Here is a 24,596-nt window from a genome sequence, read left to right as displayed (position 1 = left end):
AGGATGTTGCGATTTCGCGCCCTTGCGCACGACACCACGCGGCATGCCGCGAAGCCCACGAACCGAAGGTGCGTTACGCGCTACGCGCTCGGTGAGCACCTTTCCCAGGAACGGCCACGGAGTAAGCCATGACCCTGGGACTCGCGATTCTTGGACTCTTCACTGCGCTGCTATCCATGGCGGCCATCTTCCCCGTCCAGGAGCCAAAGTGGTTCGGCTTTGGCGTCATGGCGGCCGCCTTCTGCGCCCTGGGTGGTGCATTCAGTCCACCCCACCTGCGCACGGCCATGCCCTGGGGCGTGGGCACGGCGCTCGCCATCTGGGCCCTGGTGGGCCTGGGCACGGGCGCCATCAGCGCCTGGCTGGGCTGGGCTGCACTGGCCCTGGGCATGGCCTATCTGGGCCTGGGCATGCTTCATTTCCTGGGCAGGGTGGTGCCCCCCGGGCGCCTGCCTCGCTTCCTGCATGTCCCATGAGGTCTGGTGGGCCCACAAAGGCAGCCATCCTCGTGGGTTGGAGTGCGGGCGCCAGGCGTGTGGGAAAGGAGCAGCGCACCGGGTACCCGAAACCGAGCGCCCGGCGCGCGCTCACAGTTCACCGCGGCGGCCCTCCCCCCGGGGGCCGACATGAGAGTGTTCCGCCACTGCCCCGTGTCCGGCTATTGGGGAAATCCCTGGGTCATTAAAAACCCAGAACCTTTGAAAGCCAAGAAGTCCCCGTAGGGACAATTCTGAACGTTCAAGACGGGCGTGAAGAAAGGGCAAGGACTGGGCGCAAACCCTGACGGGCGTATACTTCCAAAACCGTGATTCGTTTGAATTCCGAGGAGCAAGGCCTGCTGACGGACCTTGAGGCAATGCTCGTGGAGGCCGAACCCGGGACAGAATCCCTGCCCCCGGTGCTAGGCGCTTTACGAGAGGCTTTACGGGCCGAGCGCGCCGTCGCCTATGGCGTGGACGTGGGCCCCGAGCGCTACCACGCGAGCTACGCCCATTGCGCGGGCTTCCCACTCCCCGCCGCGACCGTGCACGCGGCCATCGAGAACCAGGTGTCTTCCTGGGGAGAACCTTGGGGTTGGTTCAATCCCGCCAGGCCCGAGCCTGCTCAGCGCAACCGCGCGCTGCATTTCCGCTCGCTGACGGAAACCGAGACGGCCCGCCAGCTGCCGCTGCATGACTTGTCAGCCAGCGAGGTGGGGCGCCGGCTGGGCATGAGCGAGGAATCGCTGGAGAGCACCCGGGAGCGCATCAGCGCCCGCTCCGCGGCGATATTCCGGCAGCTCGGCGTGGAGAACATGCAATGGCTGCGCACGCTCGTCTGTGATGGGCCGGTGCTCCTGGGCTGGGTGGGCCTGGCCCGCGCCGAGCCCTTCACCGAGCGCGAGCAGCGCCTGCTCCAGGCCCTGACGCCCGCGCTCCAGCGGCGGCTGACCATGGAGACGCGGCTGCGCGAGTCGGGCCTGATGTCCACGGCGCTGCAGGTCGCCATGGAGGCGCTGGGGCGCGCCGCCTGGATTGTCAGCTCCAGTGGCCGCGTGGTGCACGCCAACAATGCCGGCCGAGCGCGGCTGGAACGGCATGACCCGGAGCTGATGGAGTCCCTGCGCCGCGGCGCCCAGGGCATTCCCTGCTCCGGCCCGCTGACCATGACGCCGCTGCTCACCACCGGCCTGCCACCGCACTACCTGGCCATTCGACACCGGCACCGCGTCCAGCGCCGCCGCGCGCGTGCAGGCACTGTCGGCGCGCTGGTCGCTCACCGCGCGCGAGTCCGAGGTGCTGACGCACATCATCCAGGGCGAGACGAACAAGTCCATCGCCGGCCGGCTGGGCTGCGCCGAGCGCACGGTGGAAGTCCACGTCACGCATCTGCTGAGCAAGGCACAGGTGGAGAGCCGCTCGGCGCTCATCGCCCGCTTCTTCCAGAGTTCATGAACAAGACGTCATCCATCCAGGCCGCGCTCGCGCGGGCCGCCGAGGCCGCGGCGGAGGCGCCGCGCTCCGTCCCGGCGGAGGACCATGTCTGGCGCCGGCGGCTCGTCATTGGGGACCCGCAGGCCGACCTGGGCCAGTTCCTGGCCATCCTGGCGCACCACGGACTGTTGACCGGCGAGGGTTGGCTTCGCTCCGACGTGCAGCTCATCTCAGTGGGCGACCACTTCGACTGGGGCAAGCCCGCCGAGCGTGAGTCCGCCGCCGCCAGTGGTCTGGCGCTGGTGGCGTGGCTGGCCGCCCACCCGGCGACCCAGGCGGTGATGCTGCTGGGCAACCATGACCTGGCGCGAGTGGGTGAGCTGGCCGGCTTCACGGATGCGCGCTTCGCCGAGGCCCAGGCCGAAGCGGACCGCATCTATCAGGGAGGCACTCCGGACGAAGCGGCGGAGCAGGCGTTCCTCGCGCGCTGGCCCGAAGTTCCCTCCGCGGAGCTGGTGGCCCGCGATTGCAGCAACTTCCGCGAAGCGCAGCGCACCTGGGTGGAGCACCTGCTGCGGGTGAAGCGCTTCCGCGTGGCCCATGCCGTGGCCCCTGACCTGCTGGTGCTCCACGCGGGCGTCACACAGGAGGACTTGGACGTGACGCGCCTGCCTCCCGCCCGGCGCGAGGACGCAAACCAGGTGGCGGCGGCGCTGAACGCGGCCCTGGATGCGGCGGTGGCGGGCTGGACTCAAGGTCCGCTCGTCATTCCGGGACTGCACCACCCAGGCGACGCGGCCCACGGCGAGGGCACGGGCATCTTCTACCAGCGCCCCAGCCTGCTGCCCGAGGACGCCGAGCGCGTGCGCCGCACGCCCCGGCGCCGCTTCGACCCGAGGCGGCTGCCCACGGGCCTGACGCAGGTGGTGGGCCATACACGCGACAAGCGAAGCCGCGCGATGCTGGGGATGCCACCCGACGGAGCCCGCGACGGCGTGCTGCGGCATCTCATCACGGATGGAACGCGCGTGGACTACGCCCACGGCGCGCCGCCGCCACCAGCACCCGGCACCGCGTTGCTGGTGCTCACCGACGGAGCCATGCGCGAGTGCCAGGCCCCGGACTACGAGCTGTTCGACCTGGACACCCGCGCGGCGGCTACCGCGCCGAGGCCTGAAGACCGCTGAGCTTCTTCTCCAGCCCGGCCACCGTGCGCGGCGACACCTGCGAGGCGGGCAGCGACTTCGCGAAGGTGATGGCCTCTTCCAGCGTCTTCACGGCGGACGCCGTGTCCTTGCGCGCCACGAGGATGTCCGCGCGGCCCGACAACACCGACAACCGCCGCGAGCCCTGGACGCGCGCCAGCGCACGGTCGCTGGCGGCGAGCGCGTCATCCAGCCGGCCGACGAGCCGGTACAACGTCGAAAGGCGAGCGGGCGGGTTGTAGTCCTGGGGCAGGTCCTTCTCGCTCTGCTCGAGCGCGGGAATCGCCCGGGCGGGCGTCTCCAGCTTCATGGCCGCGAGCATGCGGTGCGAGTCGAACACCGTCCGCGCCTGGGGATTGGGCGCCTTCGCGGCCTCGGCCTCCAGGAACGCCAGCCACTCCTCCGACAGGGCCTTCACGGCCGCCGTGTCCTTCGCCACCTCGCGCGCCTGCACGCGCACCTCGTACAGGCCGGAGCGGTCATCCGCGGACATCTCGATGGCCGGGGGCGCCAGGGCCTCGGCCACCTTGGCCTCCAGGCCGCCGCGCAGCTCCGCCCCCGCCGCGTGGTCCTCCGGCAGCGACAGCACGCAGTACATGCCCAAGAGAGCGCCATTGGCCCAGGACAGCGAGCGGGGCGTCTTCGGCAGCTCCTCCAGCGCCTTGTGCGCGCACGCCTCGTGCTGCTTCGCGCCGTACATCGCCGTCAGCAGCGACTCCACCGCGCGGCCCCGGCGGGACCAGTCCGCGGGCGCCTCGGCCAGGGCCTCCACGAGCGTCTCCGCGGCTTCGGCCGAACGGCCCTCCGCATAGAGCGCGTCCCCGCGAGCCAGCAGGGCCTCGGCGCCGGTGACGCCGCCCTGGTACGCACGCTCACCGTCCTCGAAGAGCTTCTCCAACTGCGCCACGGTGGCGCTGCCGGCGAAGCGCAGCAGGGCCTTCTCCTGGCGCGGGTCGATGACGTACAGCGTGGGCCAGAACTCCACCGGGTACTTCTCCTGGAACGCCGCGTTCGACGTCAGGTCGGTGTTCACCTCCAGCCACACGAAGCGGTCCGCGTGCCGGGCCAGCGACGCGTCGGACAGGACGTAGGCCTTCATCGACCGGCACGTGTGACACCAGGGCGCCCAGACGTCGACGAAGAGGGGGAGCCCCTTCGCCTGGGCCTCGGCGAGCGCGCGGGCGTAGTCGTCCTCGATGAAGGGCAAGGGGCCCTTGGCGTGAGACGCGGCGGCCACGGGGGCATTCGTATTCGCGGCGGTGCAGGCGACGAGCCCCGACAGGAGCAGGCAGGCGGCGAGAAGGCGCATGGGACCACCCTACCGCGCTCCACCCGCTCTGTCCCCGGCCGACACCCGGTGGGACAAGTACCTGGGCACGGGGCGTCCCGCGTGCTGTGGTGCGAGGACTTCTGGTGATGAGAGACCCGTACACCCTGCGCACCTGCCTCGCGTCCGCCCTGGACGCCCTGCCCGCTCCCGAGCGCTTCCCGGACGCCTCGGACGCCGAGCTCGCGCGCCGTCTGGCCGAACGCCTGCGCCGCGACCTGCTCCCCCGCCTGGGCTCCGCGGACTCCCCCCTGCTGCTGGTGGCCATCGCCGGTCCCAACAACGTGGGCAAGTCCACCCTCTTCAACTCGCTGGTGGGCGCGGCGCTGTCCCCCGCCAGGCCCGAGGGCGGGCTCACCAAACAGTGCCTGGCGGCGGCCCACCCGGAGACGTGGACCGGGCCGCTGAAGGACTTCCTGACGCGGCGCTATGACATCGTGCCCGTGGCCTCCGGCGACGCGGCGCCCGTGGACCAGGCGGGGCCTCCGGGCCGGCTGTACCTGACGCTGTCGGACGCGATGCCTCGCGGGCTGCTCGTCATGGACACGCCGGACTTCGACAGCGTGTACCGCGACAACCGCGAGCGCGCGGAGGCGTTGCTCGTCACCGTGGACGTGCTGGCGTTCGTGGTGAGCCGGCAGACGTACCAGAACGCCGCGCTGGTGGACTTCCTGCGCGCGGCCGTGGGGCATGGGCGGCCGTACCTGCTCGTCTACAACGAGGCCACGCGCGAGGAGGTGGCCCGCGGGCACCTGGACAAGCTCGCCGAGGACGTGGGCCACGCGGCGCTGGCGCGCTACCTGGCGCCGCACCAGCCCGACGTGGAGGCGGGACTGAAGCCCCTGGCCACGGAGCCCCTGGACGGGAAGCCCGCGCTGGGCGCGCTGCTGGGACAGGCCGAACACGCGCGCGAGCTGAAGGCCCGGGCGCTGGAAGCCTCGCTCGCGGATGCGCGCGCGGAGATGGAGGCCGTGTCGCGCGCGGCCTCGGAGGCGGCGCGGGAGCCCGACCGGCTCCGCAAGCGACTGCGCCACGAACTGGACGTGGTGGGGGCGCACGCGGCGCTGAAGGCCGTGCCCGCGGACGTGCTCATCGACGCCTTCCGCGACGAACTGGATGCTCGCAGTCAGTTCCACAAGTGGGTGCGCCTGCCCTTCCGGGGGCTGGCCACGGCGCTCACCTTCGTCACGCGCAAGGTGCGCGAGTCCTTCACCGCGCCCGAGGCCCCGGGCGCGGACACGCCGACCCACGCGGTGGACGAGTCACTGAAGGACGGGGTGCGGCGGCTGGTGGATGCCTTCGCTCCGGAAGTGGCCGCGTGGCGCGCCGACGCGCAGACGCGGACGAAGCTGGAGGAAGCCTTCGGTCCGGTGACGCTGACGAAGTTGGAGGAGCCGCTGGGCTTCGAGCCCCTGCACGCGCACGCGGCGGACCGCGCCACGCTGTATGCGTACTGCCGGGAGTTGGTCTCCGCGGAGCTTCAGGGCGACATGCGGGAGGAGATTCTCCAGACACTGACGACGCTGGTGTACTCCGTGCCGTCAGGCGCGGCGGCGGCGGTGACGGTGGCCACGGGCGGCATGGGCCATGACGCGGTCGTCTGGGCGGGCACCTTGCTGTCCACGCCGTTGATGGAGCGCTTCGTGGACCTGCTGGGCGCCCAGGTGCGGGCTCGTGTCACGAAGAAGTGGGCGGATGCCCACGGCGCGACCCTGTCGAGGGCCCTGGAGGCGCGGTACTTCTCCGACATCCTGAAGCAGCTCGACGGGCTGGCCAGCGACTGGAGCCAGACGGCGGCCCGCCTGGACGAGGCCCGGGCAGGCTTGTCCTGACGGGCCCTGAATCCCGAGTGTATCCAGCGGCGCTGACACCCTGCATCAGCCGGGGTTGAATCGGCGGACACCGGCGCACGATGACGCCTCGGCGAGGGGACGAGCCTCCTGGCCCGCTGTCACTCCGTCCGTGCGTGCCCGGCGGCAATGCGCCATGCTGTGGGTCTCATGAACGGCTCGGACCCAGCCGGACTGGGCTCCCCACCTCTCGTCCTGTCCTTCCGTCACCTGCTGACCGATGCCGTCAGCACGTTCCTGGACGAAGCATCCATGTCCTGCGAGCTGACGGCGGACGCCATCGGAGAGCTCATCGTCACCCTGTCGCGCTATCGCGAAGAGGGAGCCCCGCTGTTTCCCATGGCCTTCGTGGGAGACGACCTGGGACAGATGCTCGAATACCTGGGCGGGCATGACCCGATTGCCATCGGCATCGGTCCGCGTTCGCGCGCCACCATCCAGCGCGCGCTCAAGCAGTGCGCGCCGCTGGGCCAGGGGCGCTGGTGGGCGCTGTACCTCCTGCGCGTCCCGGAGGGCTTCGCCTACGGCGTCTTCCGGACGGACCCCTTCCCTCTGGCGGAGACGCCGCTGGAGCGGCTGCGCCGTGTCGAGGACAGGGGCGCGGGCGTCGTGGGTGTGCTTCAGCTCGCCGACAACATCCTGGAGTTGCGCTCGGGCGGAGGGCTGTGCCGGCACGTGTACCTGTCCGGCGCGAGGGTGGAGTCGGCCTCTCCGCCGGAGGTGATGGATGAGCTGGCGGACGTCGTCACGGCCGGCGTCACCACGCACAGTCGCGAGCGTGCGCGAGGGTTCTTCCGCCGGGTGCTTTTCGAGGTGATGCAGGGCTCCCACGGCGCGCTCGTGGCGGTGCTGCCCCGGGAGCGCGCGGGCTCCACGCTGTTCGTGGACGGCATCATCCTGCCCCGTCCGCTGGACATCGTGGCGTTGCTGGAGCGCTACCATGCTGACCCCACCGACAGCGCGGGCACCGCCGTGCGCGCCGCCGCGCAGTTGCTGCGGGGAATGATGGCCACCGATGGCATCACCGTGCTCCGCGCGGATGGCTGCATCGTGGGTTACAACATCTTCGTGCGACATCCCGAGACACTGGCCAGCCAGCCGTCTGTGGTTGGCGGCGCTCGACGGCGGACCTTCGAGGTGCTGTGCGCGGCCCTGGGCACGGAGCTCACCGCCGCGTTCATCCGCTCCCAGGATGGGGACGTGAGCTGCAAGCGGGTCTGAGTCAGAGCGACCTGCATTTCAAACTATTCCGAGTAGCAACGGCCCACTGAATCTCCGCCGTTGAGCGACCTCCGGAGGACCTGCGACGTCGTAGCGGAAAGCCGCACGTTGCCGGAATTGCGGTTGTGGGAGATATCCCGCATTGTTGCGGGGCTTTGAAATCGCCCGTGTCCCGCATCGCGCGTACCGCGCTCACTGTCCTGGCGGTGTGCCTCGCGGCCTCGACCGCCTGGGGCCAGAAGCTGCCCGATGTCGTCATCCAAGGGCCTCCCATTGCTCCCGCACTTGCCGGTGATGGGCAAGGACTGTGCGTGGCGTCCAATGTGTGGACGCGCCCCTTGAATGAGTTTCCGCAGTCGCGCGGAACGTACATCGACGGTATCAACGGGTTCCTCGAAGAACCCGCCAGCAGGCAGAGCCGTGTCACAACGGTGCTGCGTACGCCCTTCGACCTGTCCAACAACCTCAATGACGGACGCACGCTGAGCTACGGCGACTTCGTCAATCAGGTTACGGCACCCGGGTGTTCGATTGGCGGATGCACCTTCAACGTCATCGAGGACAACGACGCCTTCACCCCGTTCGCGTCGCGATTTCGCGGTTACCTGAACGTCACCGCGGATCTAGCGGGTCAGCCGCTTCACTTCGGCCTTTACGCAGATGATGGCATCAGCCTCGTCATCTACGACCGCAGCCAGGGTTATCAGGTCATCAACCGGCCACCGATGCTCGGGTTCCCAACTTGGCGAACCACCAACAGCGTCACCTTCAACGCGCCCGGGCTCTACGCAGTAGAAGCCCTTTACACACAGGTCGGCGAGCACGCAGCCCTCGAGATGTCGATGCACACGGGCGCCTTCACTGACTTCGAGCGTGCCGCAAACCAGCCGCCCGTCATCAACCTCTTCAGCTCCGGATTCCAGCTCCTCCGTCCCGCACAGTTCTTCCAGACGGAGAACGGCATCCTCTCCTTCGCAGGCCAGCCCGACCGCTGCGAGCAGTGCAACCGCGGCAACGCGAACTCGCCCGGCAACGGAGGCTGCGGCTCCTTCTTCCACTGCAACGCAGCGGCCCTCTGCGCGCCCTGCGACTCCTCGCTCTTCTGCGGCGAGTACTGCTCCCCCTGCGGCGAGTCCGCGCCCCACTGCGCCAACGTCAACGGCCGCACCCAGTGCGTGCAGTGCACCGAGGACGGCCAGTGCCCGAACGGCCGCTGCGACCTCGAAACCAACCAGTGCACCGGCTGCAACGAAGACAGTGACTGCGCCACGGGCGCTTGTGACACCGAAACATTCACATGTGTCGAGTGCAAGAACGACAGCCAGTGCACCAACGGCGAGGTCTGCGCCACCGACATCCACGAGTGCCGCGAGTGCACGCAAGACTCCCACTGTCCTCAAGGCGAGTCCTGCACCGACAACGTCTGCTCGCCCTGCGCCACCAATGATTCGTGCGCCGGCAACTCCTGCAACTGCTGCCCCAACGGCACCCAGTGCATGGCGCTGACGCCCGGTGCCACGCCGACCTGTGTGGAGTGCACCACCAGCAGCCAGTGCGCCGAAGGACAGCAGTGCGACACCGCCAACGGCCGCTGCGTGGACAGCGTGCCTTCGTGCAACACGGCCGACAGCTGCGGCCCTGGCTGCGTGAAGTGCCCCGGCGAGCGCCCCTACTGCCTCGACGGCGAAGTCTGCGTCCAGTGCCGCAACGACTTGGAGTGCGGCGACGGCCAGTTCTGCCTCAGTGGCGAATGCGCGTCCTGCACCACGGACAAGCACTGCGGCCCCCGCTGTGGCGCCTGCGGTGGCGACACCCCCTTCTGCCTCTCCAATGGCACCGCGCAGGGCAGCACCTGCGTGGGCTGCACGGATGACGGAGACTGCGGGAGCGGCGTGTGCAACCCCACCACGCGCACGTGTGAGAACTCGGGCGCGTGCGCGGTGACGTGCGAGCCGGGAACGGTCTGCGACGGGACCTCCTGCGTGGAGTGCTTCGCGGATGCCCACTGCCCCTGCGGCGGCACCTGCGACACTGCGACCAACACCTGCTCCACCGCCTGCTCCGACAGCGGAGACTGCCTGGGCGTGGAGCACTGCTCCGCGAAGACGATGGAGTGCGAGCGCGGCCGCCGCAAGCCTGGCACCGAGCCCCAAGGCGGCGCCTTCTGCTGCGGCACCACCGCCGACGCCACGCCCGCTGGAAGCACCACCTTCCTGCTACTGCTCGCCGCGGGTCTCACGTTCCTCCGCCCCCGGCGCACTGCTCGATGAAGCCCTCGCACCTGTTCCTCATCGTGGCGCTGGGGTTGTCCACCGCCGCCACTGCGCAGCCAGACGCGCGCTTCAACGTGCAGCTCTTCCGTCCGTCCGGCGCGCCCCAGGATCTGGTCGTGGTGCAGCAGTCGCGTCCGCTGTCACACCTGTCCATCTCGGCCGGGCCGTACCTCAGCTACTCGCTCAACCCCCTGTCGCTGATTCCCGAGGGCGGAGACCTGAGCAAGATCAACCTGGTCGGCAACCGCCTTCAACTCGACGTCATGGCCACCATTGGCCTCTTCGACTGGGCCGAGGTCGGCGTGGACATGCCGCTCATCCTCGCCCAGGGTGGCGCCAACCTGGAGGTCATCGGCACCGAGGGGAGCGTGGAGAGCTTCGTGCTCGGTGACCTCCGGCTCACCGGCAAGGTGGCCATCCCGGGCCTGCGCCGGCCCGCCGAGGGCAAGGGCTGGGGCGGCGCGGTGACGCTCAACGTGAGCTTCCCCACCGGCGCCCAGGACGCCTTCGCCGGAGACGGCGAGCTGACCTGGGCCCCGGGCCTGGTGCTGGACTACCGCTTCGAGAACGGCATCCTCCTGGCGCTCAACGGCGGCTTCTGGAAGCGCCCGGACCGCGTCTTCAGCGGCGTGTCCGTGGGCGACATGATGCCTTTCGGCGTCGGCGCGGAGGTCCCCATCCTTCGCGGCAGCGGTGTCACCGCGGTGGGCATGGTGCACGGCGCGGTGGGGTTGCAGAAGCAGCCCGATGAGCCCCGGCAGATCCCCGCGGAGGCGCTCTTCGGCCTGCGCTGGTACAGCTCCACCGGGCTCACCTTCACGTTCGGCGGCGGCATGGGCTGCGGCTGCTCCATCGCCTCGCCCTCGCTGAGCTTCTTCACGTCCATCCTGTGGATTCCGGCGAAGACGCGCGAGTGGGAGGCCCTGGAGCGCTTCAAGGAGCCACCCGAGCCGCCGCCGCCGCCCATCGACCCGGATGGTGACGGCGTGATTGGCGAGTCGGATGCGTGCCCCGACGTGGCCGGCCCTGTGGCCAACATGGGCTGCCCGGACACGGACAAGGACGGCGACGGCGTGGTCGACCGGCTCGACCGGTGCCCGGACCAGCCCGCCGGCAGCCGAGGCAAGGACGGGTGCCCGCTGGCCCGCCGCGAGGGCAACCGGATTGTCATCCTGGAGCAGCTCAACTTCGCCACCGACCAGGACATCATCCTCTCCGAGTCCTTCCCCATCCTGGAGGAGGTCGCGCGGGTGATGAACGAGAACACCGAGGCCGACCGGGTGCACATCGAGGGTCACACCGACTCTCGCGCCAGCGATGCGTACAACCTGGACCTGTCGCGCCGCCGCGCGGCCAGCGTCATGCGCTTCCTGGTGGAGAGCGGCGTGGCGGCCGAACGGCTGTGCTCACAGGGCTTTGGCCGCTCGCGGCCGCTGGCGGACAACGCGACGGAAGAAGGTATGGCGCTCAACCGCCGCGTCGACTTCACCATCCAGCCGCCGAGCGACGGACCGCGTCCGCCCTGCCCGGAGGACGCGGAGGACAAGAAGCGCAAGCGCCCCACCAGGAAAGCGCCTGCCACGCCCAAGGCGAAGTCGAAGGCTCCCGCGGCGCCGAAGCCGTAGACGCGGGGAAGACTCGCTAGGGGACGACGAACTCCGCCGCCGACCGGCGCCGACCGGCGACCACGGACACCACCGCGCGCCCGGAACCCACCGCCGTCACGCGGCCTTCGGGTGACACCGACACCACGGCGGAGTCCGAGGTGAAGAACTCCAGCGGCACCGTGTCCAGCACGACGCCGCTGCGATTGAAGGCGCGCGCCTGGAGCTGCACGGACTGCCCCCTCCGCTGGAAGGCGTGATGCGTGAGGTTGAGGCCCAGCCGCGCGAAGTCCGCCGGCACCACCTGCACCGCGATGTGCCGGCTGAGGTGCCCCAGTGTCGCGCTCAGGGTCGCCTTGCCCGGGCGCACGGCCACCAACTGCCCATCCTCCACCCGCGCCACCGTCTCATCCGAGGAGCGGAACGTGGGCATGGCGTCCTGCAACGAAGAGCCCTGCTCGTTCCTCGCCACCACGCGCAGCTTGATGACACGCCCCACCTCGAGGAAGTCCGCGCCTGGGGCACGCACGTCCAGCGAGTTGAGGATGGTCAGCTCCAGCGGCAACGCCGCGCGGACCTTGCCACCCGTCGCCCCGATGGTCGTCTTCCCCGACTTGCGAACCGTCAGCAAGCCTTCCTGGACCTGCGCCACGTCCGGCGCGGAGCTGGTCCACCGCAGCTTCGGGTTGGACATGGGCTGCCCCTCCGCGTCGAAGACCTCGTACGCCAGCTTCACGGTCTGCCCAGGTGTGCGGAGGTACTTCGTCTCCAGCGGCTCCAGCTTCATGGTGGTGGGCGTGGGCCCGCAGGCGCTCAGCAGCCCGATGACGGCGACAAGGGGGAGGCAAATAGGAATGCGCGGCGTCTTCACGGCGTCACGACGGCGGAGATGGGTGGGAAGCCCCCATTGTAGCCCCACCCCATCGGCGGCGTACGAAAAGGGGCCTTCGAGGTTCAGGGCCGCACGCCTGCTCCCACCCGCCTCACGCCCCGGCATGCCATTGCAGCGCGGGAATGCGTCCACGAGGCCGGGGCCCGGGCGCCAGCGAGAGGGGCGGCACGTAGAGGCCCAGCCACTCCCGCCGCCACCAGATGCCCGTGCGCCGCCGCTCGGCCACGTCCGTCATCCGGTAGTCGTACAGCACCGCTCGCACCATCCGAGGCGGCCGGTCCGGGAAGGGGCTGCCCGCCAGCAGGCCCAGGACGTCCGGCGAGCCCTCCAGCAGCCGGGCCAGGAACGCGACGAACCAGCCAGGGGGCGAGCCGAGCGCGGCGAACCACATCTGCCAGTCCAGCCGCGGCTGGTGGGGAGCCACCTGCCGGGGAGGCCGGGCCGGGTCCCCCACCTTGTAGCGGAAGGAGTATTCCTTCCACTCCACACCGTCGTCGGAGCCCTCCACGACGATTTCCGGCCGCTGCACCGTCATCACGCTGAAGAGGCCGTAGGGATTCACCGAACGCAGGGGCCGCGCCTGGGACTCCAGCCACGTCAGCATCGCGCCGACGCGCTCGGGCCGGTACCGCTGCCACCCTTCGAACCGGCGAAGCACCTCCGACGCCCCCAGCACCAGCAGCGGCGACACCACCAGCGCGGACACGCCGGTACGCCACCAGGGCCGTGGCTGAGCGGGAGGCCCGTCCTTCAAAGGCAGCACCCGCCGCAGCGCCGCGTCATCCAGGAGCCACACGCCCAGCACCCAGGCTTGGACGTTGAAGAAGCCGTAGTTCCCCGTGGCGGCGATGGCGGCCTGCAAGCCGCTCAGACTCCAGAAGGCGAACTGCCGCAAGCGGCGGGGCCCGAAGGCCAGGAAGGGCACCACCGTCTCGAGCCAGAGCACCGCCCCGGTCGAGGCCCGCTGGAGCCGACGCGGCAGATGATGCGCGTACCACCCCCCCCGCGTGGGCAGCGGCGCCGTCTCGTAATAGTGCTCGCACGCGCTCAGCTCGCGCCAGGTCTGGTCCCCCGACTGGAGCTTGCTGAGCCCCGAGCCGAAGTAGAGCCGGAACACGAGCAGCCGGAAGAGGAACACATCCAGCGCGGAGGGCTCGTCACGGCCCAGGCCCGGCCGCAGTCCTCCGGGCGCGGTGAGCGCCGCCAGCAGCCCCATCTCCAGCAGCAGCACGTCCCACTGGAAGGAGAGGAACTCACGCCCCACGGCCACGTAGGAGAGGTACAGCGCCCACAGCCACGACACGCTGAAGCGAGGCGCCACGTTGAAGAGCAACGCCAGGGACAGAACCTGGCCCTTCCAGCACCCACGCACCAACGCGGCGTCGGAAGCGACGAACCAGAACAGCGACGGAATGCGCCGCCACCTCGCGAGCGCCGAAGCCTCCTCGCGACGCTCCGCGGCCAGGCGCTCCGCCACGGGCCGGAGGCCTTGCGTCCCATACAATCCCCGCACCTGCCGCCCCAGCGAGGTGAAGGCGATGAGGAACGTTCCTCCCAGCAACCGCAGGAAGGCCCAGCGCACCCACCGGTATTCGTGCGGCACCACCGCGCGCCCGAAGAGCCAGCGGTCCACGCCCGCCGCCTGGCGGCGGTTCCGGGCCACCACCGCATAGACGCCCTGGGCCAGTTGCAACACCCCCGGCATCAGGCCCAGCCTCGCGGCCACCCGAGTCCCCCGGCGAGGCGAAGCAGCGAGCGCGCGGAAGAGGGCCTCCGCGCCCTGGGATACCCGGCCGGAGGGCTCCACCAGTTGCATGGCCCTGCGCATGTCCGCCTTCGGGATGCCCAGCAACCAGCGGCGCCACCCGCTGCCCGGCCGGTAGCGGACACGATCCCCGGTGCGCCAATGCCAGCGCGCCGCCCAGCGCCGGCAGAACGCGCAGTCGTCGTCGAAGAGCACCAGGGGCCGGGCCAGCAGCACACCGCGAGAGATTCGCGCCATCATGCGGGAACGTTGTGCCGTCCCACGGACGACGTCCCCGTATCCTCGGGCGCCCGCCGTGGAAGCGGCGGAGCATCCAGGCCGTGGCCCCCCTCCCCGCCCAAGTGACAACGCCTGGGGGTGCCTAGCTTTGTCCGCATGAGCGAGCCCAAGGGGAAGGCGAAGCGGACAAGCGAGCTGGTGCCTGGCGTCCACCACTGGACCCTCTCCGATGACCGCATCGGCGGCGCGCGAAGTGACGCGTACGCCGTGGTGGACACGGATGGCGCCGTCGTCCTCATCGACCCGCTGCCCATCGACGAGGAAGCGCTGCGCAAGCTGGGGAACATCTCCGCCATCGTCCTGACGGCGGGAAACCACCAGCGCTCCGCGTGGCGCCTGCGCAAGGCCTTCAAGGTGCCCGTCTGGGCACCCGAGGGAGCACAGACGCTGGAGGAGCAGCCCGACTTCTTCTACGTCGCGGGAGACACGCTGCCCGGGGGACTCATCTCGTTCCACACCCCCGGCCCCACCGAGGCGATGTACACGCTGTGGATGCAGCAACACCCGCGCGCCGTCGCGTTCATCTCCGACCTGCTCACGCACGAGGACGGCGAGACGCCGGACTTCATCCCCAGCGAATACCAGGACGAACCGCTGCGCACCCGGCACAGCGTCCAGCGCATCCTGGACCACCTCCCCGTGGAGACGCTGTGCTTCTCCCACGGCGCGCCCATCCTCCGTGACGGCGCCCGCGCGTTGCGGCTCGCGCTGGAAGAGGACATGGAGTCGCCCGCCGCGCCAGCGCCCTGAGCCCGCCCGCGCGCGTCAGCCCAGCGGCCCTTCGCGCACCAGCACCTGCCCCGCGTCCAGCCCCGGAGGCACCAGGTGCAACACCTCGCCCGCCTCCGCGCGGTCGAGCAGCGCGCTCAGCGCCGAAAGGTCCGTGGCGGGTACACGCAGCGACGGCGTCAGCGAAAGGCGCCGCACCATCGCGTCGCCCAGCCGCGTCCGGTCGGTCAGCTCCGACTCGTAGACGAAGGAGCGTTCACCATACTCATGGCCCCCGGGCACGCGCCCCACGAGGCGCAGCGGGCCCAGCCTGGAATGGACACGGACGCTGGGGTTGTCCCACTGGGCCACGCCTCGCAGCCGCCGCGCGCGCAGCATCTGCAACGTGAGCAGCTTCACCCACGGCGACGCCCCCGTTCCCGGCAGCACGCTCAGCAGCGACACACCAATGACCAACCCCGGCGTCACCGAAGGCGCCGCGTAGTAGGCCGCGCCAATGGCCGGGTCCTCGTCGGCCAGCCCCAACCGCTCGCGCACGGGGGCCGCCAGCATCCGGGCCGGGCAGCGCAGCAGCCCAATGGCACCCGGCAGCAGATACAAGTCCGACAGCACCCAACGCGGCACGCCGATGCCACCGAAGGCGAACTGGTTCAGTGCCAGGTACTGCATCGCCAGGTCCGCGTTCCGCTCGGCGGGCAGGAACGTCACCGGCACGCCCAGCGGCGACAGGTCCAACGAGCCCGCGTGCGCACCCGAGCCCAGCGCCACCAGCGACGCGCCAGGGTGCGCCGCGAGGAAGGCCTCCGCCTGCCGAGGCAGCGTGTCCGCGTCACCCATCGGCATCGATGTCCCTCGCGATGGCCGACAACCGGAACGCGTCTGGGATGTTCAGCGTCGCGGCGTCCACCTCCGCGCGCGACACGAGGCAGCGTGACGAGCCGCCTCCCTTCTCACACAACTCGCGCATGGTGAGCGACACCACGCGAAGGCCCAGCGCCTCCAGCCGCTCCCGCACCGCGTCCGGCACCACTGAAGGCGCCAGCACGTCACGCCCCACCGGCAGCCCGTTGGTGGCGTAGCGGCGAATCTCCGCCTCCGTCACGAGGAGCAGCCGGTGCTCGCCGAAGCGCTCGCGCAGCAGCGCATGGGACTCCGGCGCCATCACGTCCGGACACACCATCAGCCGGTCCACCGCGGGCAGCGGAAGTACGGCCATGTTGCCGTGGAAGGCGGGCTCGCGGACCTGGATGCGCAGCACCTCTCCGGGGAAGTACCGCGCCGCGGCCTCCAGGCCGTCCAGCGTCGTGCGGCCGCCCCAGAACAGCAGCGTGACGCCGTCGAAGGTGGCCACGTCGCCGTGGGCCTCCCAGATGCCCACGCCCGGGTCCACCACCTCCATGCCCAGCGACCGGGCCAGGGGCGCCCAGTGCTCGCGCTCCGCCTGCCGGTGCGCGCTCATCATCCGCGGCAGCACGAACAACGGAGCGGCGCCCTGACGCGCCACCACCTGTCCACATTCGGCGGCGTACGGCATGCCCGTCAGGAGCTCGGAGGGAGACGGCAACGCGACCACCGTGCCGCCACGCGCTTCGATGTCCCGGGCCAGCGCCAGCCATTCCCGCCGGGCCTGACGCGCGTCCACGGGCGGCGCCTCGCGGCTGCGGAAGTTGCTGCGGCCACGCAGGGCCCACGTACGTCCCGGCGGCGACATGAGGAAGAGGTCCATGGTGGTACTGCTTCTACTCCCCCAGGCATCCCCGCTGCCATCCGGTCCCCGCTCCACCCTGACGCCCGACGCTCCCGGTAGGGCCCCGCGCGGGGCACCGCCGCCAGAAACTGCACGCTGGCGCACCCTCCACGCATCTTCTTCGTAGTCACCCGGACGAAGCCGGGACAGGCTCTCTCCACGTGGACGAGACGAGCCTGCCTGAACCCGATGCCCTGCGTTCCCTGCTGAAGACGGCCCTGGAGCTGCCCGCGCTCCGGCCGCATGCCGCGCGCCTGGAGCGGCTCGTGGACGACTATGCGCGCGGCGTGGCGCGCAAGGACGCCCCCCTGAGCGTGGCGTTGGTGGGAGCCACCGGCGCGGGCAAGTCCACCCTCCTCAACGCGCTGGCGGGGCAGGCCCTGTCGCGCGAAGGCGTCAACCGGCCCACCAGCACGGTCGCCACCGTGTTCGCGCCCGAAGGCACGCCCACGGACGCGCTGGCGGGCTCCGGCGCGCGGGTCATGACGTATGCCCCCGGCCCCCAGGGCCTGTGGGGCGGACAGGTCTTCATCGACACGCCGGACCTCAACAGCGTGGCCACCACGCACCGCGAAGTGGCCCGCGCGGCGCTGGAGCGCGCGGATGTCGCGCTCGTCGTCATGCACCGTGGCAGTGTGGCGGAGGCCTCCCAGGTGGAGTTCCTCACGGAGTTCGCCCGCCGGCGCTCGCTCGTCTTCATCCTCAACTTCGCGGACGAGCTGTCTCCGGAGTCGCGCGACACGCTCAAGGCCCAGGTGCGCCGCGTGGCCTCCGAGCAGTACGGCTTGGCCCAGGAAGACGTGCCCGTCTTCGCCATCAGCGCCCTGTCGGCGAAGGACGGCCGGGACGTGTCCGGCGAGTTCGGCGCCCTGCTCTTCCACCTGCGCGGGCTGGCCACGCAGGCGGTGGCCGCGCGCGTGCGCAAGACGAACGCGATGGGCGCGCTGGAAGAGGTGCACACCCGCGTGGAGGCCGCGCTGAAGGAGACGGACGCGATGCTGTCACGCACGCGCGCCGCGCTGGACTCGGGGATGGAGAAGGCGGCGGAGGGCCTGCGCGCGGACTTCGACGCGCGGCTGCGGCTGGCGCACGGCCACCTGGCGGCGGAGGTGCGGCGTCAGGCGGGAGGCCGCTTCTGGGGGCCCGCGGCCTGGGGCCTGCGGCTGTCCCTCTGGGGCGCCAGCGGGCTGGGCGCGGCGGCGCTGGTGGGGCGGAGCAGTCTGCCCGCGGGGCTGGCGGTGGCGGCGGCGTCCACCGTGGTGGACGTGGTGCGCGGACACACCCGCGCCAGGGCCGCGGAGTCCGCGGTGGTGGAGCCCTTCGAGGACGACTTCAGCGCCCAGGCCGCGGCGCGCACCGCGCTGGCGGAGGCGCGCAGCGTGGCGCGCGCGAGCGGACTGGAGCCCGCGCTGCTGGGCGTCCCCGACGTGGACACGCTGTTGGAGGAGGTGCGGGTGGCGAGAGCGGGCGCCTGGCGCTACACCGCCACCACCGGCGTGGCGGAGGCCGTGGCCGGCTGGTGGCGCACCGCGCGCTGGCTGGTGCTGCCGCTCATCAACCTGCCGCTGCTGGCCCTGCTGGGCCATGTGGGCTACCGCGTGGTGCGGGCCTACGTGGAAGGCCCCCTGCTGCCGTTGGACTACTTCGTCAACGCGGGGGCCCTCTTCATGCTGCTCGCCGGAGCGGGCGCGCTGCTGGCCTCAGCGAGTCTCGCCGGAGCCGCTCGCCGTGCGGGTACCACCGGACGTGCGCGCTTCGTTGAGGCCCTGGCCGCCCTGGGCGGGAGGCTGGGAGAGACCGTCGAGGATGCTCTGCGCCCCGGGCGGGAGGCCGCGAAGGGCCTGCTGGCGCTCCGGTGACATGGACATCACCGGCTGACCCGGGGTGTGCGTGCCGTCGTTGCTCGCCATGAGCGCCTGCGTGCCGTTGTCCTTGCAGAGGGGCGCGGCCACGCGGGTGTCGCGCACCGGGTCCCCGTAGCCAGCGATGCGCGCCGGCACGGACGGGTTGTTCCAACCCTTGCCGCTCTCACGCGCCACCTTGAAGTGCAGGTGCGCGCCGCAGGCCCAGCCGGTGGAGCCGGAGAAGCCGATGAGCTGGCCCTCCTTCACCACGTCACCCGGCTTCACCACCACCGCGCTGAAGTGGAGGTACTGCGTCTCCAGTCCATCGCCGTGGGAGATGACGACGTAGTTGGCGTAGGGCGCGAACTTCTCGTCACAGCCACCCTTGGTGCTGTCACCGCGAGACAGGCGCACCGTGCCGTCGCGCGCGGCGACAATGGGCGTGCCATCCGGCATGCGGAAATCCCACGCATGTGTGTCGTTGTGTTGGTGACTTCCCGTGTCATGTCCCTGGCTCACCGTGTGGATGCGACCACAGGCGAAGGGAACGCCGACCTCGGGCATTTCGCCCACATCAGTGGCGGAAGAGGAAGGAACCGCAGGGGCCGAAGCCAGGAGAGAACCAAGAAGGAGGGCTGAAAGGTTCATATCGGGGCGGGGCGGAAACGGGGGCAAGTGGCGCGGGTATTTCCCTGCGGATTTTCGCCGCGCCCGCCTGCTGTACGACGCGGAGGGCATCGGCACGCGCGCCCTCCCGAGGGGAATCATGCCCGAGTCCCGAGCGAACGCCGCGAACTCGGCACCCAGGCCCCTGCCCGCCGGGCCGCTGGGGAAGCGGGCCTGACGCGCGTCGTAAGCGGCCACTTCCCTTTTGAGCCACCCGTGTACGGGGACAGGTGGCGGCACACGCCACTGTGAGGCGCACTCACTCCTCAGCACAGAAAGTGACTGGTCACTCACTAAGTTCAGACTTATCCTCCGAGTCGAATGGCCGCGAAGAACACTCCATCGGACGCGCCGGTCCGGCCCGTCCGCCGCACGCAGCAGGAGCGCCGTGAGACGACGCGGCGCAAGCTGCTGGACGCCACCATCGAAACGCTGGTGGAGCAGGGCTACGCCCGCCTGACGACGGTGGAGGTGTCCAAGCGGGCAGGCCTGTCACAGGGCGCGCTCTTCACGCACTTCGACACGAAGGAGGAGCTGCTCGCCGCGGCGGTGGAGCACCTCTTCCCCCGGCTCATCCAGGACTACCTCGCCGGTGTGGGGGCCCGGCCATCGGGCAGGGACCGCATCGCGGCGGCGGTGGACATGTTGTGGGCCGCCTTCCAGCGCCCGGAGCTGCAGGCCGCCATCGAGCTGTACGTCGCGGCGCGCACGGACGCGGAGCTGCGCGTGGCGTTGGCGGCGGTGGACGGGCCGCACCGGGAGAACCTGCACCGCGTGGCACGCGAGCTGTTCCCCGAGGCCTCCGAGCACCCGGACTTCGACTCCATCGTGGAGCTGGCGCTGGACGCGGTGCAGGGCGCCGCGGTGGGAGGCAGCGCCCGGCCCAACGACCCGGCGCACCGGCGCATGCTGGATGCGCTCACCCACTTCATGCGCAACGCCTTCCTCCCCTCATTGACGCGGCCTCGCCGCCGCGCCCGCTCCTGAGTTCGCCGACACGGAGGGTCCCACCATGGACGCAGCACACATCCCCGACCTCATCACCCCCGCCATCCCGGTGTTCACCCTCACGGTGATTGCCGAGGCCCTCTGGGTGAAGAAGCAGCGGGACGAAGGCCGTCCCATGGTGGGCCACACCTGGAAGGACACGATTGCCAGCCTCTCCATGGGGCTGGGCAACGTGGCCATCAACGTCCTGTGGAAGGGCGTGGCCTTCGCCGGCTACCTGGCGCTCTACCACCTGACGCCGCTGCGCATGGGCACCGGCGTGCTGGCGTGGGTGCTCATCTTCTTCGCGGACGACCTCTGCTACTACGCCTTCCACCGCGTCCACCATGAGAGCCGCTTCTTCTGGGCGTCCCACGTGGTGCACCACTCCAGCCAGCACTACAACCTCTCCACGGCGCTGCGGCAGACGTGGACGCCGCCCACCAGCTTCGTCTTCTGGGCACCGCTGGCGCTGCTCGGGTTCCACCCGGTGATGATTGTCGTGCAGCAGTCCGTCAGCCTGCTCTACCAGTACTGGATTCACACCGAGGCCATTGGCCGGCTGCCGCGCCCGCTGGAGTGGGTGCTCAACACGCCGTCACACCACCGCGTGCACCATGCGTCCAACCCGCGCTACCTGGACAAGAACTACGCGGGCATCCTCATCATCTGGGACCGCCTCTTCGGGACGTTCGAGCCAGAGGGCGAGAAGCCCGTGTACGGCCTGACGAAGAACCTGGAGACGTTCAATCCCGTGCGCATCGCCTTCCACGAGTTCGCGGCCATCACGCGCGACGCGGCGAAGCCCGGCTCCCTGAAGCAGCGCCTGAGCTACGTCTTCCGCAACCCGGCCTGGAAGCCCGACGCCCCAGAGGCGCCCCAGCCGCCCGGAGTACAGCCCCCGCCCGAAGCGGCACGCCCCTCCGTGTGAGGTGTTGAGCACCCGGCCGCCCGCGGCCCCGTGGACGCGCACCGACACCGCCGTCCAGCTTCCCACCCGCGCACGGAGGCGCTAAGCCACCCGGCACTTATCGCGACGCGAGAACTGCCAGGAGGAGCCATGACCGAGCGAGAACTGTGGGAGCGGTACCAGCGTTATCTGTGCGTCGTCCCAGCCTTGGACTTCACGCTCGACGTCTCGCGGATGCGCTTCCCGGCGGACTACCTGGAGCGGATGCGCCCCCGCATGGAGGAAGCCTGCGGCGCGATGGATGCCCTGGAGAAGGGCGCCGTCGCCAACCCCGACGAGAAGCGCAAGGTGGGCCACTACTGGCTGCGCGCGCCGGAGCTGGCGCCCGAGCCCGCGCTCCAGAAGGAAATCACCGACACGGTGGCCGCCATCCACGCCTTCGCGAAGGACGTGCATGAGGGCCGGGTGAAGCCGCAGAAGGCGCAGCGCTTCACGCACGTGCTGATTGTCGGCATTGGCGGCTCGGCGCTGGGGCCACAGTTGGTGGCGGACGCGCTGGGCACGGCGAAGGACCCGATGCAGGTGTCCTTCTTCGACAACACGGACCCGGACGGCTTCGACCGCGTGCTGGCGCAGTTGGGCGAGCGGCTGTCGGAGACGCTCACCCTGGTCATCAGCAAGTCGGGTGGCACCAAGGAGACGCGCAACGGCATGCTGGAGGCCGAGCGCGGCTACTCGGCGCGGGGCCTGGACTTCAGCAAGCACGCGGTGGCCGTCACCGGCGCCGGCAGCGAGCTGGACAACCACGCGAAGAAGCAGGGCTGGCTGCGCACCTTCCCCATGTGGGACTGGGTTGGCGGGCGCACGTCGGTGACGTCCGCGGTGGGCCTGCTCCCGGCGCGCCTGCAGGGGCTGGACATCGACGCGCTGCTGAAGGGCGCGCGCGACATGGACGCGGCGACGCGGGAGCGTGATGCGCTGAAGAACCCGGCCGCGCTGCTGGCGCTCATGTGGCACTACGCCGGTGATGGCCGGGGCCACAAGGACATGGTCATCCTGCCGTACAAGGACCGGCTGCTGCTGATGTCGCGCTACCTCCAGCAGCTCGTCATGGAGTCGCTGGGCAAGGAGACGGACCTGGATGGCCAGGTGGTGAACCAGGGCATCGCCGTCTACGGCAACAAGGGCTCCACGGACCAGCACGCCTACGTGCAGCAACTGCGTGAGGGTGTGCTCAACTTCTTCGCCACCTTCATCGAGGTACTGAAGGACCGCGACGGCGGCTCGCAGGAAGTGGAGCCCGGCGTCACCAGCGGTGACTACCTGCTGGGCTTCCTGCTGGGCACGCGGCGCGCGCTCTACGAGAAGGACCGCGAGTCACTCACCCTCACCGTGCCGGACGTGAGCGCGCGCACGCTGGGCGCGCTGATTGCGCTGTATGAGCGCGCAGTGGGCTTCTACGCCACGCTGGTGCACATCAACGCGTACCACCAGCCGGGCGTGGAGGCGGGCAAGAAGGCCGCGGGCGTGGTGCTGGAGCTCCAGCGCAAGCTGACGACGCGCCTGCGCGAGGCGCGCGCGGAGGCCCGCACCGCCGAGCAGCTCGCGGTGGACATCGGCATGCCGGACGAGGTGGAGACGGTGTTCAAGGTGCTCCAGCACCTGGCCGCCAACCCGGACCGCGGCGTCACGCGCACCCCGGGGGCCACCCCGACACAGGCGCGCTTCCAGGCGAAGTAGGACCGCTGTCACCGATGCCCGCGGCCGAAGCACCCGGCCGCGGCACCGGTCATCGGAAGCAGAACCCCTCCCAGGCGATGCGTCCCGGACTTGCGCACAGGACTCAACGCCCCGGCGCCATGACGCCCCCATGAGCGGACAGGCGCAGTAGAACGCCCGCCCATGGACCTGGAGCTCAGAGGAAAGACGGCCCTCATCACCGGCAGCAGCCGGGGCATTGGCCGAGCCATCGCGTCGGTGCTGGCCCGCGAGGGCGTGCGGGTGTGCCTCGGCGCACGCGGCGCGGAGGCCCTGGAGGCCACCGCGGCGCAGCTTCGCGCCGAGGGCGCGGACGTAGCCACCGTGGTGACGGACGTGGCCACCCAGGCCGGCGCCGTGGAAGCAGTGGACGCGGCGGTGCGCGCCTTCGGCCGGTTGGACATCCTGGTCAACAACGTGGGCGGCAGCGGCGGCGCGGGCGCCTTCCATTCCGCCACCGCCGAGCAGTGGACATCCGTCCTGGACCGCAACCTCCTGTCCGCCGTGTGGTGCAGCCAGCGCGCCGTGGAGGCCATGCGCCAGCAGGGTGGCGGCTGCATCATCCACATCAACTCCATCTTTGGCCGCGAGTACGCCACCAGCGCCCCCTACACCACCGCCAAGGCCGGCATCACCGCGCTCACCAAGGAGATGGCGGTGGACCTGGCGCAGTACCGCATCCGCGTCAACGGCGTGGCCCCCGGCTCCATCCTCTTCCCCGGCGGTAGCTGGGACAAACGCCAGAAGGCGGATCCAGAGAAGGTGGCCAGGCTGGTGCGTGACGAGCTGCCCTGGGGCCGCTTCGGCGCCCCCGAGGAAGTGGCCGACGTGGTGGCCTTCCTCTGCTCGGAACGCGCACGCTGGGTCACAGGGGCCACCCTGCCCGTGGATGGGGGCCAGGGCCGTGCCTTCTGAGCGAAAAGCCCCCCGAGCTCCGTGCTATGCAGGGGTCCTCGCATGAGACTCGAAGCGTGCTGAAGCTCTACAAGAAGGAAGGCAACCGGCTCCGCTACTGGGAGGCCTGGGTGCATGACGGCGCACTCACCGTGCACCAAGGCCTCGTGGGCGAGACGGGCGAAGACCATCAACTGCCCCTCCCCCCGGATGAAGACCCGGACATGGTCATCGCCGAGGCCGCCGGCCCCCTGGTGGACCAGGGCTATGACGAGCCCGAACCCACGGCGATGATGACCCTCATCGTCCAGTACGCCGTCGAGGGCAAGGGCACCGGCCACGACGTGGAGAAGCGCGTCGCCGTGGAGGAATTGCTCACGGACGCGCTCGGCTGGACGGGCAATGGCGAGGTCGAAGGCGGCGAGCTCCAGGCACAGCAGCTCCGCGTCTACTGCCGGGTGATGGACGCCGACGCGGGCGTGCGCACGGCCGTGGAGGCCCTGGACTCCGAGGACCTGCTCGAAGGCGCCACCCTGCTCATCGCCAGGGACGACGAAGAACCGCGGGCCGTCTGGCCCACGCAAGCCTGACGCACCCCTCGCGGGCACCTCCGCGGTGAAGGCGGACTTCTACGGTTGGTGTAGAAGATTCCGCCTTCCGCGCGTTGACAGGACACCCGCCAGGACGCAAAGTGCCGCTCAATTGATATTGATTTGCAAAGTCACACGCAAC

The 24,596-nt window shown here is 70.4% G+C and carries 19 protein-coding genes and 1 pseudogene; 14 read left to right on the top strand and 6 right to left on the bottom strand.

Translation table 11 applies throughout. The features are described 5' to 3' along the window. Positions 1–128 precede the first annotated feature (128 nt). From FL344_RS09170 to FL344_RS09160, 3 genes are all read left to right on the top strand, one after another. Positions 129–476, top strand: a complete 348-nt coding sequence (locus tag FL344_RS09170; protein WP_141618241.1) for a hypothetical protein — start codon at positions 129–131, stop codon at positions 474–476. Positions 477–1,727: 1,251 nt separating this feature from the next. After that, the gene (locus tag FL344_RS38965) at positions 1,728–1,934 is read left to right on the top strand and encodes a LuxR family transcriptional regulator (RefSeq protein WP_228564889.1); all 207 of its coding nucleotides are present in this window, start codon (positions 1,728–1,730) and stop codon (positions 1,932–1,934) included. Then, entirely contained in the window at positions 1,931–3,100 is a 1,170-nt protein-coding gene (locus tag FL344_RS09160; RefSeq protein ID WP_141618240.1) for a metallophosphoesterase, read from the top strand. The genes FL344_RS38965 and FL344_RS09160 overlap by 4 nt, the downstream gene beginning before the upstream one ends. Here the strand turns inward: FL344_RS09160 and FL344_RS09155 are convergent. Next, a complete protein-coding gene (locus tag FL344_RS09155) occupies positions 3,072–4,427 on the bottom strand; it encodes a thioredoxin family protein (RefSeq protein ID WP_141618239.1) in 1,356 nt (451 codons plus the stop codon). The two genes, FL344_RS09160 and FL344_RS09155, sit on opposite strands and share 29 nt — an antisense overlap. 107 nt (positions 4,428–4,534) lie before the next feature. Between FL344_RS09155 and FL344_RS09150 the strand changes: the two genes are divergently transcribed. The 4 genes from FL344_RS09150 (at position 4,535) to traB (ending at position 11,414) form a co-directional block, all read left to right on the top strand. Further along, a complete protein-coding gene (locus tag FL344_RS09150; protein ID WP_194863052.1) occupies positions 4,535–6,277 on the top strand; it encodes a GTPase domain-containing protein in 1,743 nt (580 codons plus the stop codon). Between the two features lie 168 nt (positions 6,278–6,445). After that, on the top strand, positions 6,446–7,516 hold the full coding sequence (locus tag FL344_RS09145) for a hypothetical protein (RefSeq protein ID WP_228557540.1): 1,071 nt from the start codon (positions 6,446–6,448) through the stop codon (positions 7,514–7,516). A 167-nt stretch (positions 7,517–7,683) separates the two neighbouring features. Next, positions 7,684–9,786, top strand: coding sequence for an outer membrane exchange protein TraA (traA, locus tag FL344_RS09140; RefSeq protein ID WP_228564888.1), 2,103 nt, complete (start codon positions 7,684–7,686; stop codon positions 9,784–9,786). Further along, positions 9,783–11,414, top strand: coding sequence for an outer membrane exchange protein TraB (gene traB / locus FL344_RS09135; RefSeq protein ID WP_141618236.1), 1,632 nt, complete (start codon positions 9,783–9,785; stop codon positions 11,412–11,414). The genes traA and traB overlap by 4 nt, the downstream gene beginning before the upstream one ends. 16 nt (positions 11,415–11,430) lie before the next feature. Here the strand turns inward: traB and FL344_RS09130 are convergent, their stop codons facing one another. Together FL344_RS09130 and FL344_RS09125 are read right to left on the bottom strand one after the other, a co-directional pair. After that, positions 11,431–12,264 carry an Ig-like domain-containing protein gene (locus FL344_RS09130; protein ID WP_141588162.1) on the bottom strand — a complete coding sequence of 278 codons (834 nt, stop codon included), beginning with the start codon at positions 12,262–12,264 and terminating at the stop codon, positions 11,431–11,433. A 112-nt stretch (positions 12,265–12,376) separates the two neighbouring features. After that, on the bottom strand, positions 12,377–14,290 hold the full coding sequence (locus FL344_RS09125) for a lipase maturation factor family protein (protein WP_228564887.1): 1,914 nt from the start codon (positions 14,288–14,290) through the stop codon (positions 12,377–12,379). Positions 14,291–14,425: 135 nt separating this feature from the next. On the opposite strand from FL344_RS09125, the gene FL344_RS09120 reads away from it, so the two are divergent. Further along, the gene (locus tag FL344_RS09120) at positions 14,426–15,079 is read left to right on the top strand and encodes an MBL fold metallo-hydrolase (protein ID WP_194858179.1); all 654 of its coding nucleotides are present in this window, start codon (positions 14,426–14,428) and stop codon (positions 15,077–15,079) included. A gap of 15 nt (positions 15,080–15,094) precedes the next feature. On the opposite strand, the gene FL344_RS09115 is transcribed toward FL344_RS09120, so the two are convergent. Beyond that, the gene (locus FL344_RS09115; RefSeq protein ID WP_141618234.1) at positions 15,095–15,901 is read right to left on the bottom strand and encodes a hypothetical protein; all 807 of its coding nucleotides are present in this window, start codon (positions 15,899–15,901) and stop codon (positions 15,095–15,097) included. Further along, positions 15,888–16,784: a dimethylarginine dimethylaminohydrolase family protein gene (locus tag FL344_RS09110; RefSeq protein ID WP_141618233.1), complete on the bottom strand. Its 897-nt coding sequence runs from the start codon at positions 16,782–16,784 to the stop codon at positions 15,888–15,890. Before FL344_RS09110 ends, FL344_RS09115 begins: the two co-directional genes overlap by 14 nt. Positions 16,785–16,966: 182 nt before the next feature. On the opposite strand from FL344_RS09110, the gene FL344_RS09105 reads away from it, so the two are divergent. After that, entirely contained in the window at positions 16,967–18,664 is a 1,698-nt protein-coding gene (locus FL344_RS09105; RefSeq protein WP_141618232.1) for a GTPase, read from the top strand. 183 nt (positions 18,665–18,847) lie between these two features. On the opposite strand, the pseudogene FL344_RS38960 reads toward FL344_RS09105, so the two are convergent. Next, a pseudogene (locus FL344_RS38960) lies at positions 18,848–19,213 on the bottom strand (M23 family metallopeptidase); the annotation flags it as partial. 423 nt (positions 19,214–19,636) lie between these two features. Here FL344_RS38960 and FL344_RS09095 point away from each other — a divergent pair. The 5 genes from FL344_RS09095 (at position 19,637) to FL344_RS09075 (ending at position 24,454) form a co-directional block, all read left to right on the top strand. Further along, complete coding sequence (locus tag FL344_RS09095) at positions 19,637–20,302, top strand: TetR/AcrR family transcriptional regulator (protein WP_141588168.1); 666 nt, start codon at positions 19,637–19,639, stop codon at positions 20,300–20,302. A 25-nt stretch (positions 20,303–20,327) separates the two neighbouring features. Next, on the top strand, positions 20,328–21,233 hold the full coding sequence (locus tag FL344_RS09090) for a sterol desaturase family protein (RefSeq protein WP_141588169.1): 906 nt from the start codon (positions 20,328–20,330) through the stop codon (positions 21,231–21,233). A gap of 129 nt (positions 21,234–21,362) precedes the next feature. Further along, positions 21,363–22,952, top strand: a complete 1,590-nt coding sequence (locus FL344_RS09085) for a glucose-6-phosphate isomerase (protein ID WP_141618231.1) — start codon at positions 21,363–21,365, stop codon at positions 22,950–22,952. A 162-nt stretch (positions 22,953–23,114) separates the two neighbouring features. Further along, positions 23,115–23,885 carry an SDR family NAD(P)-dependent oxidoreductase gene (locus FL344_RS09080; RefSeq protein ID WP_141618230.1) on the top strand — a complete coding sequence of 257 codons (771 nt, stop codon included), beginning with the start codon at positions 23,115–23,117 and terminating at the stop codon, positions 23,883–23,885. A gap of 26 nt (positions 23,886–23,911) precedes the next feature. Continuing rightward, positions 23,912–24,454: a hypothetical protein gene (locus tag FL344_RS09075; protein WP_141588172.1), complete on the top strand. Its 543-nt coding sequence runs from the start codon at positions 23,912–23,914 to the stop codon at positions 24,452–24,454. The last annotated feature ends 142 nt before the right edge of the window (positions 24,455–24,596 follow it).

This window comes from Myxococcus sp. AB036A (genome assembly GCF_006547355.1).
Classification (GTDB): domain Bacteria; phylum Myxococcota; class Myxococcia; order Myxococcales; family Myxococcaceae; genus Myxococcus; species Myxococcus virescens.
This window is presented reverse-complemented; position numbering and strand designations above follow the sequence as displayed.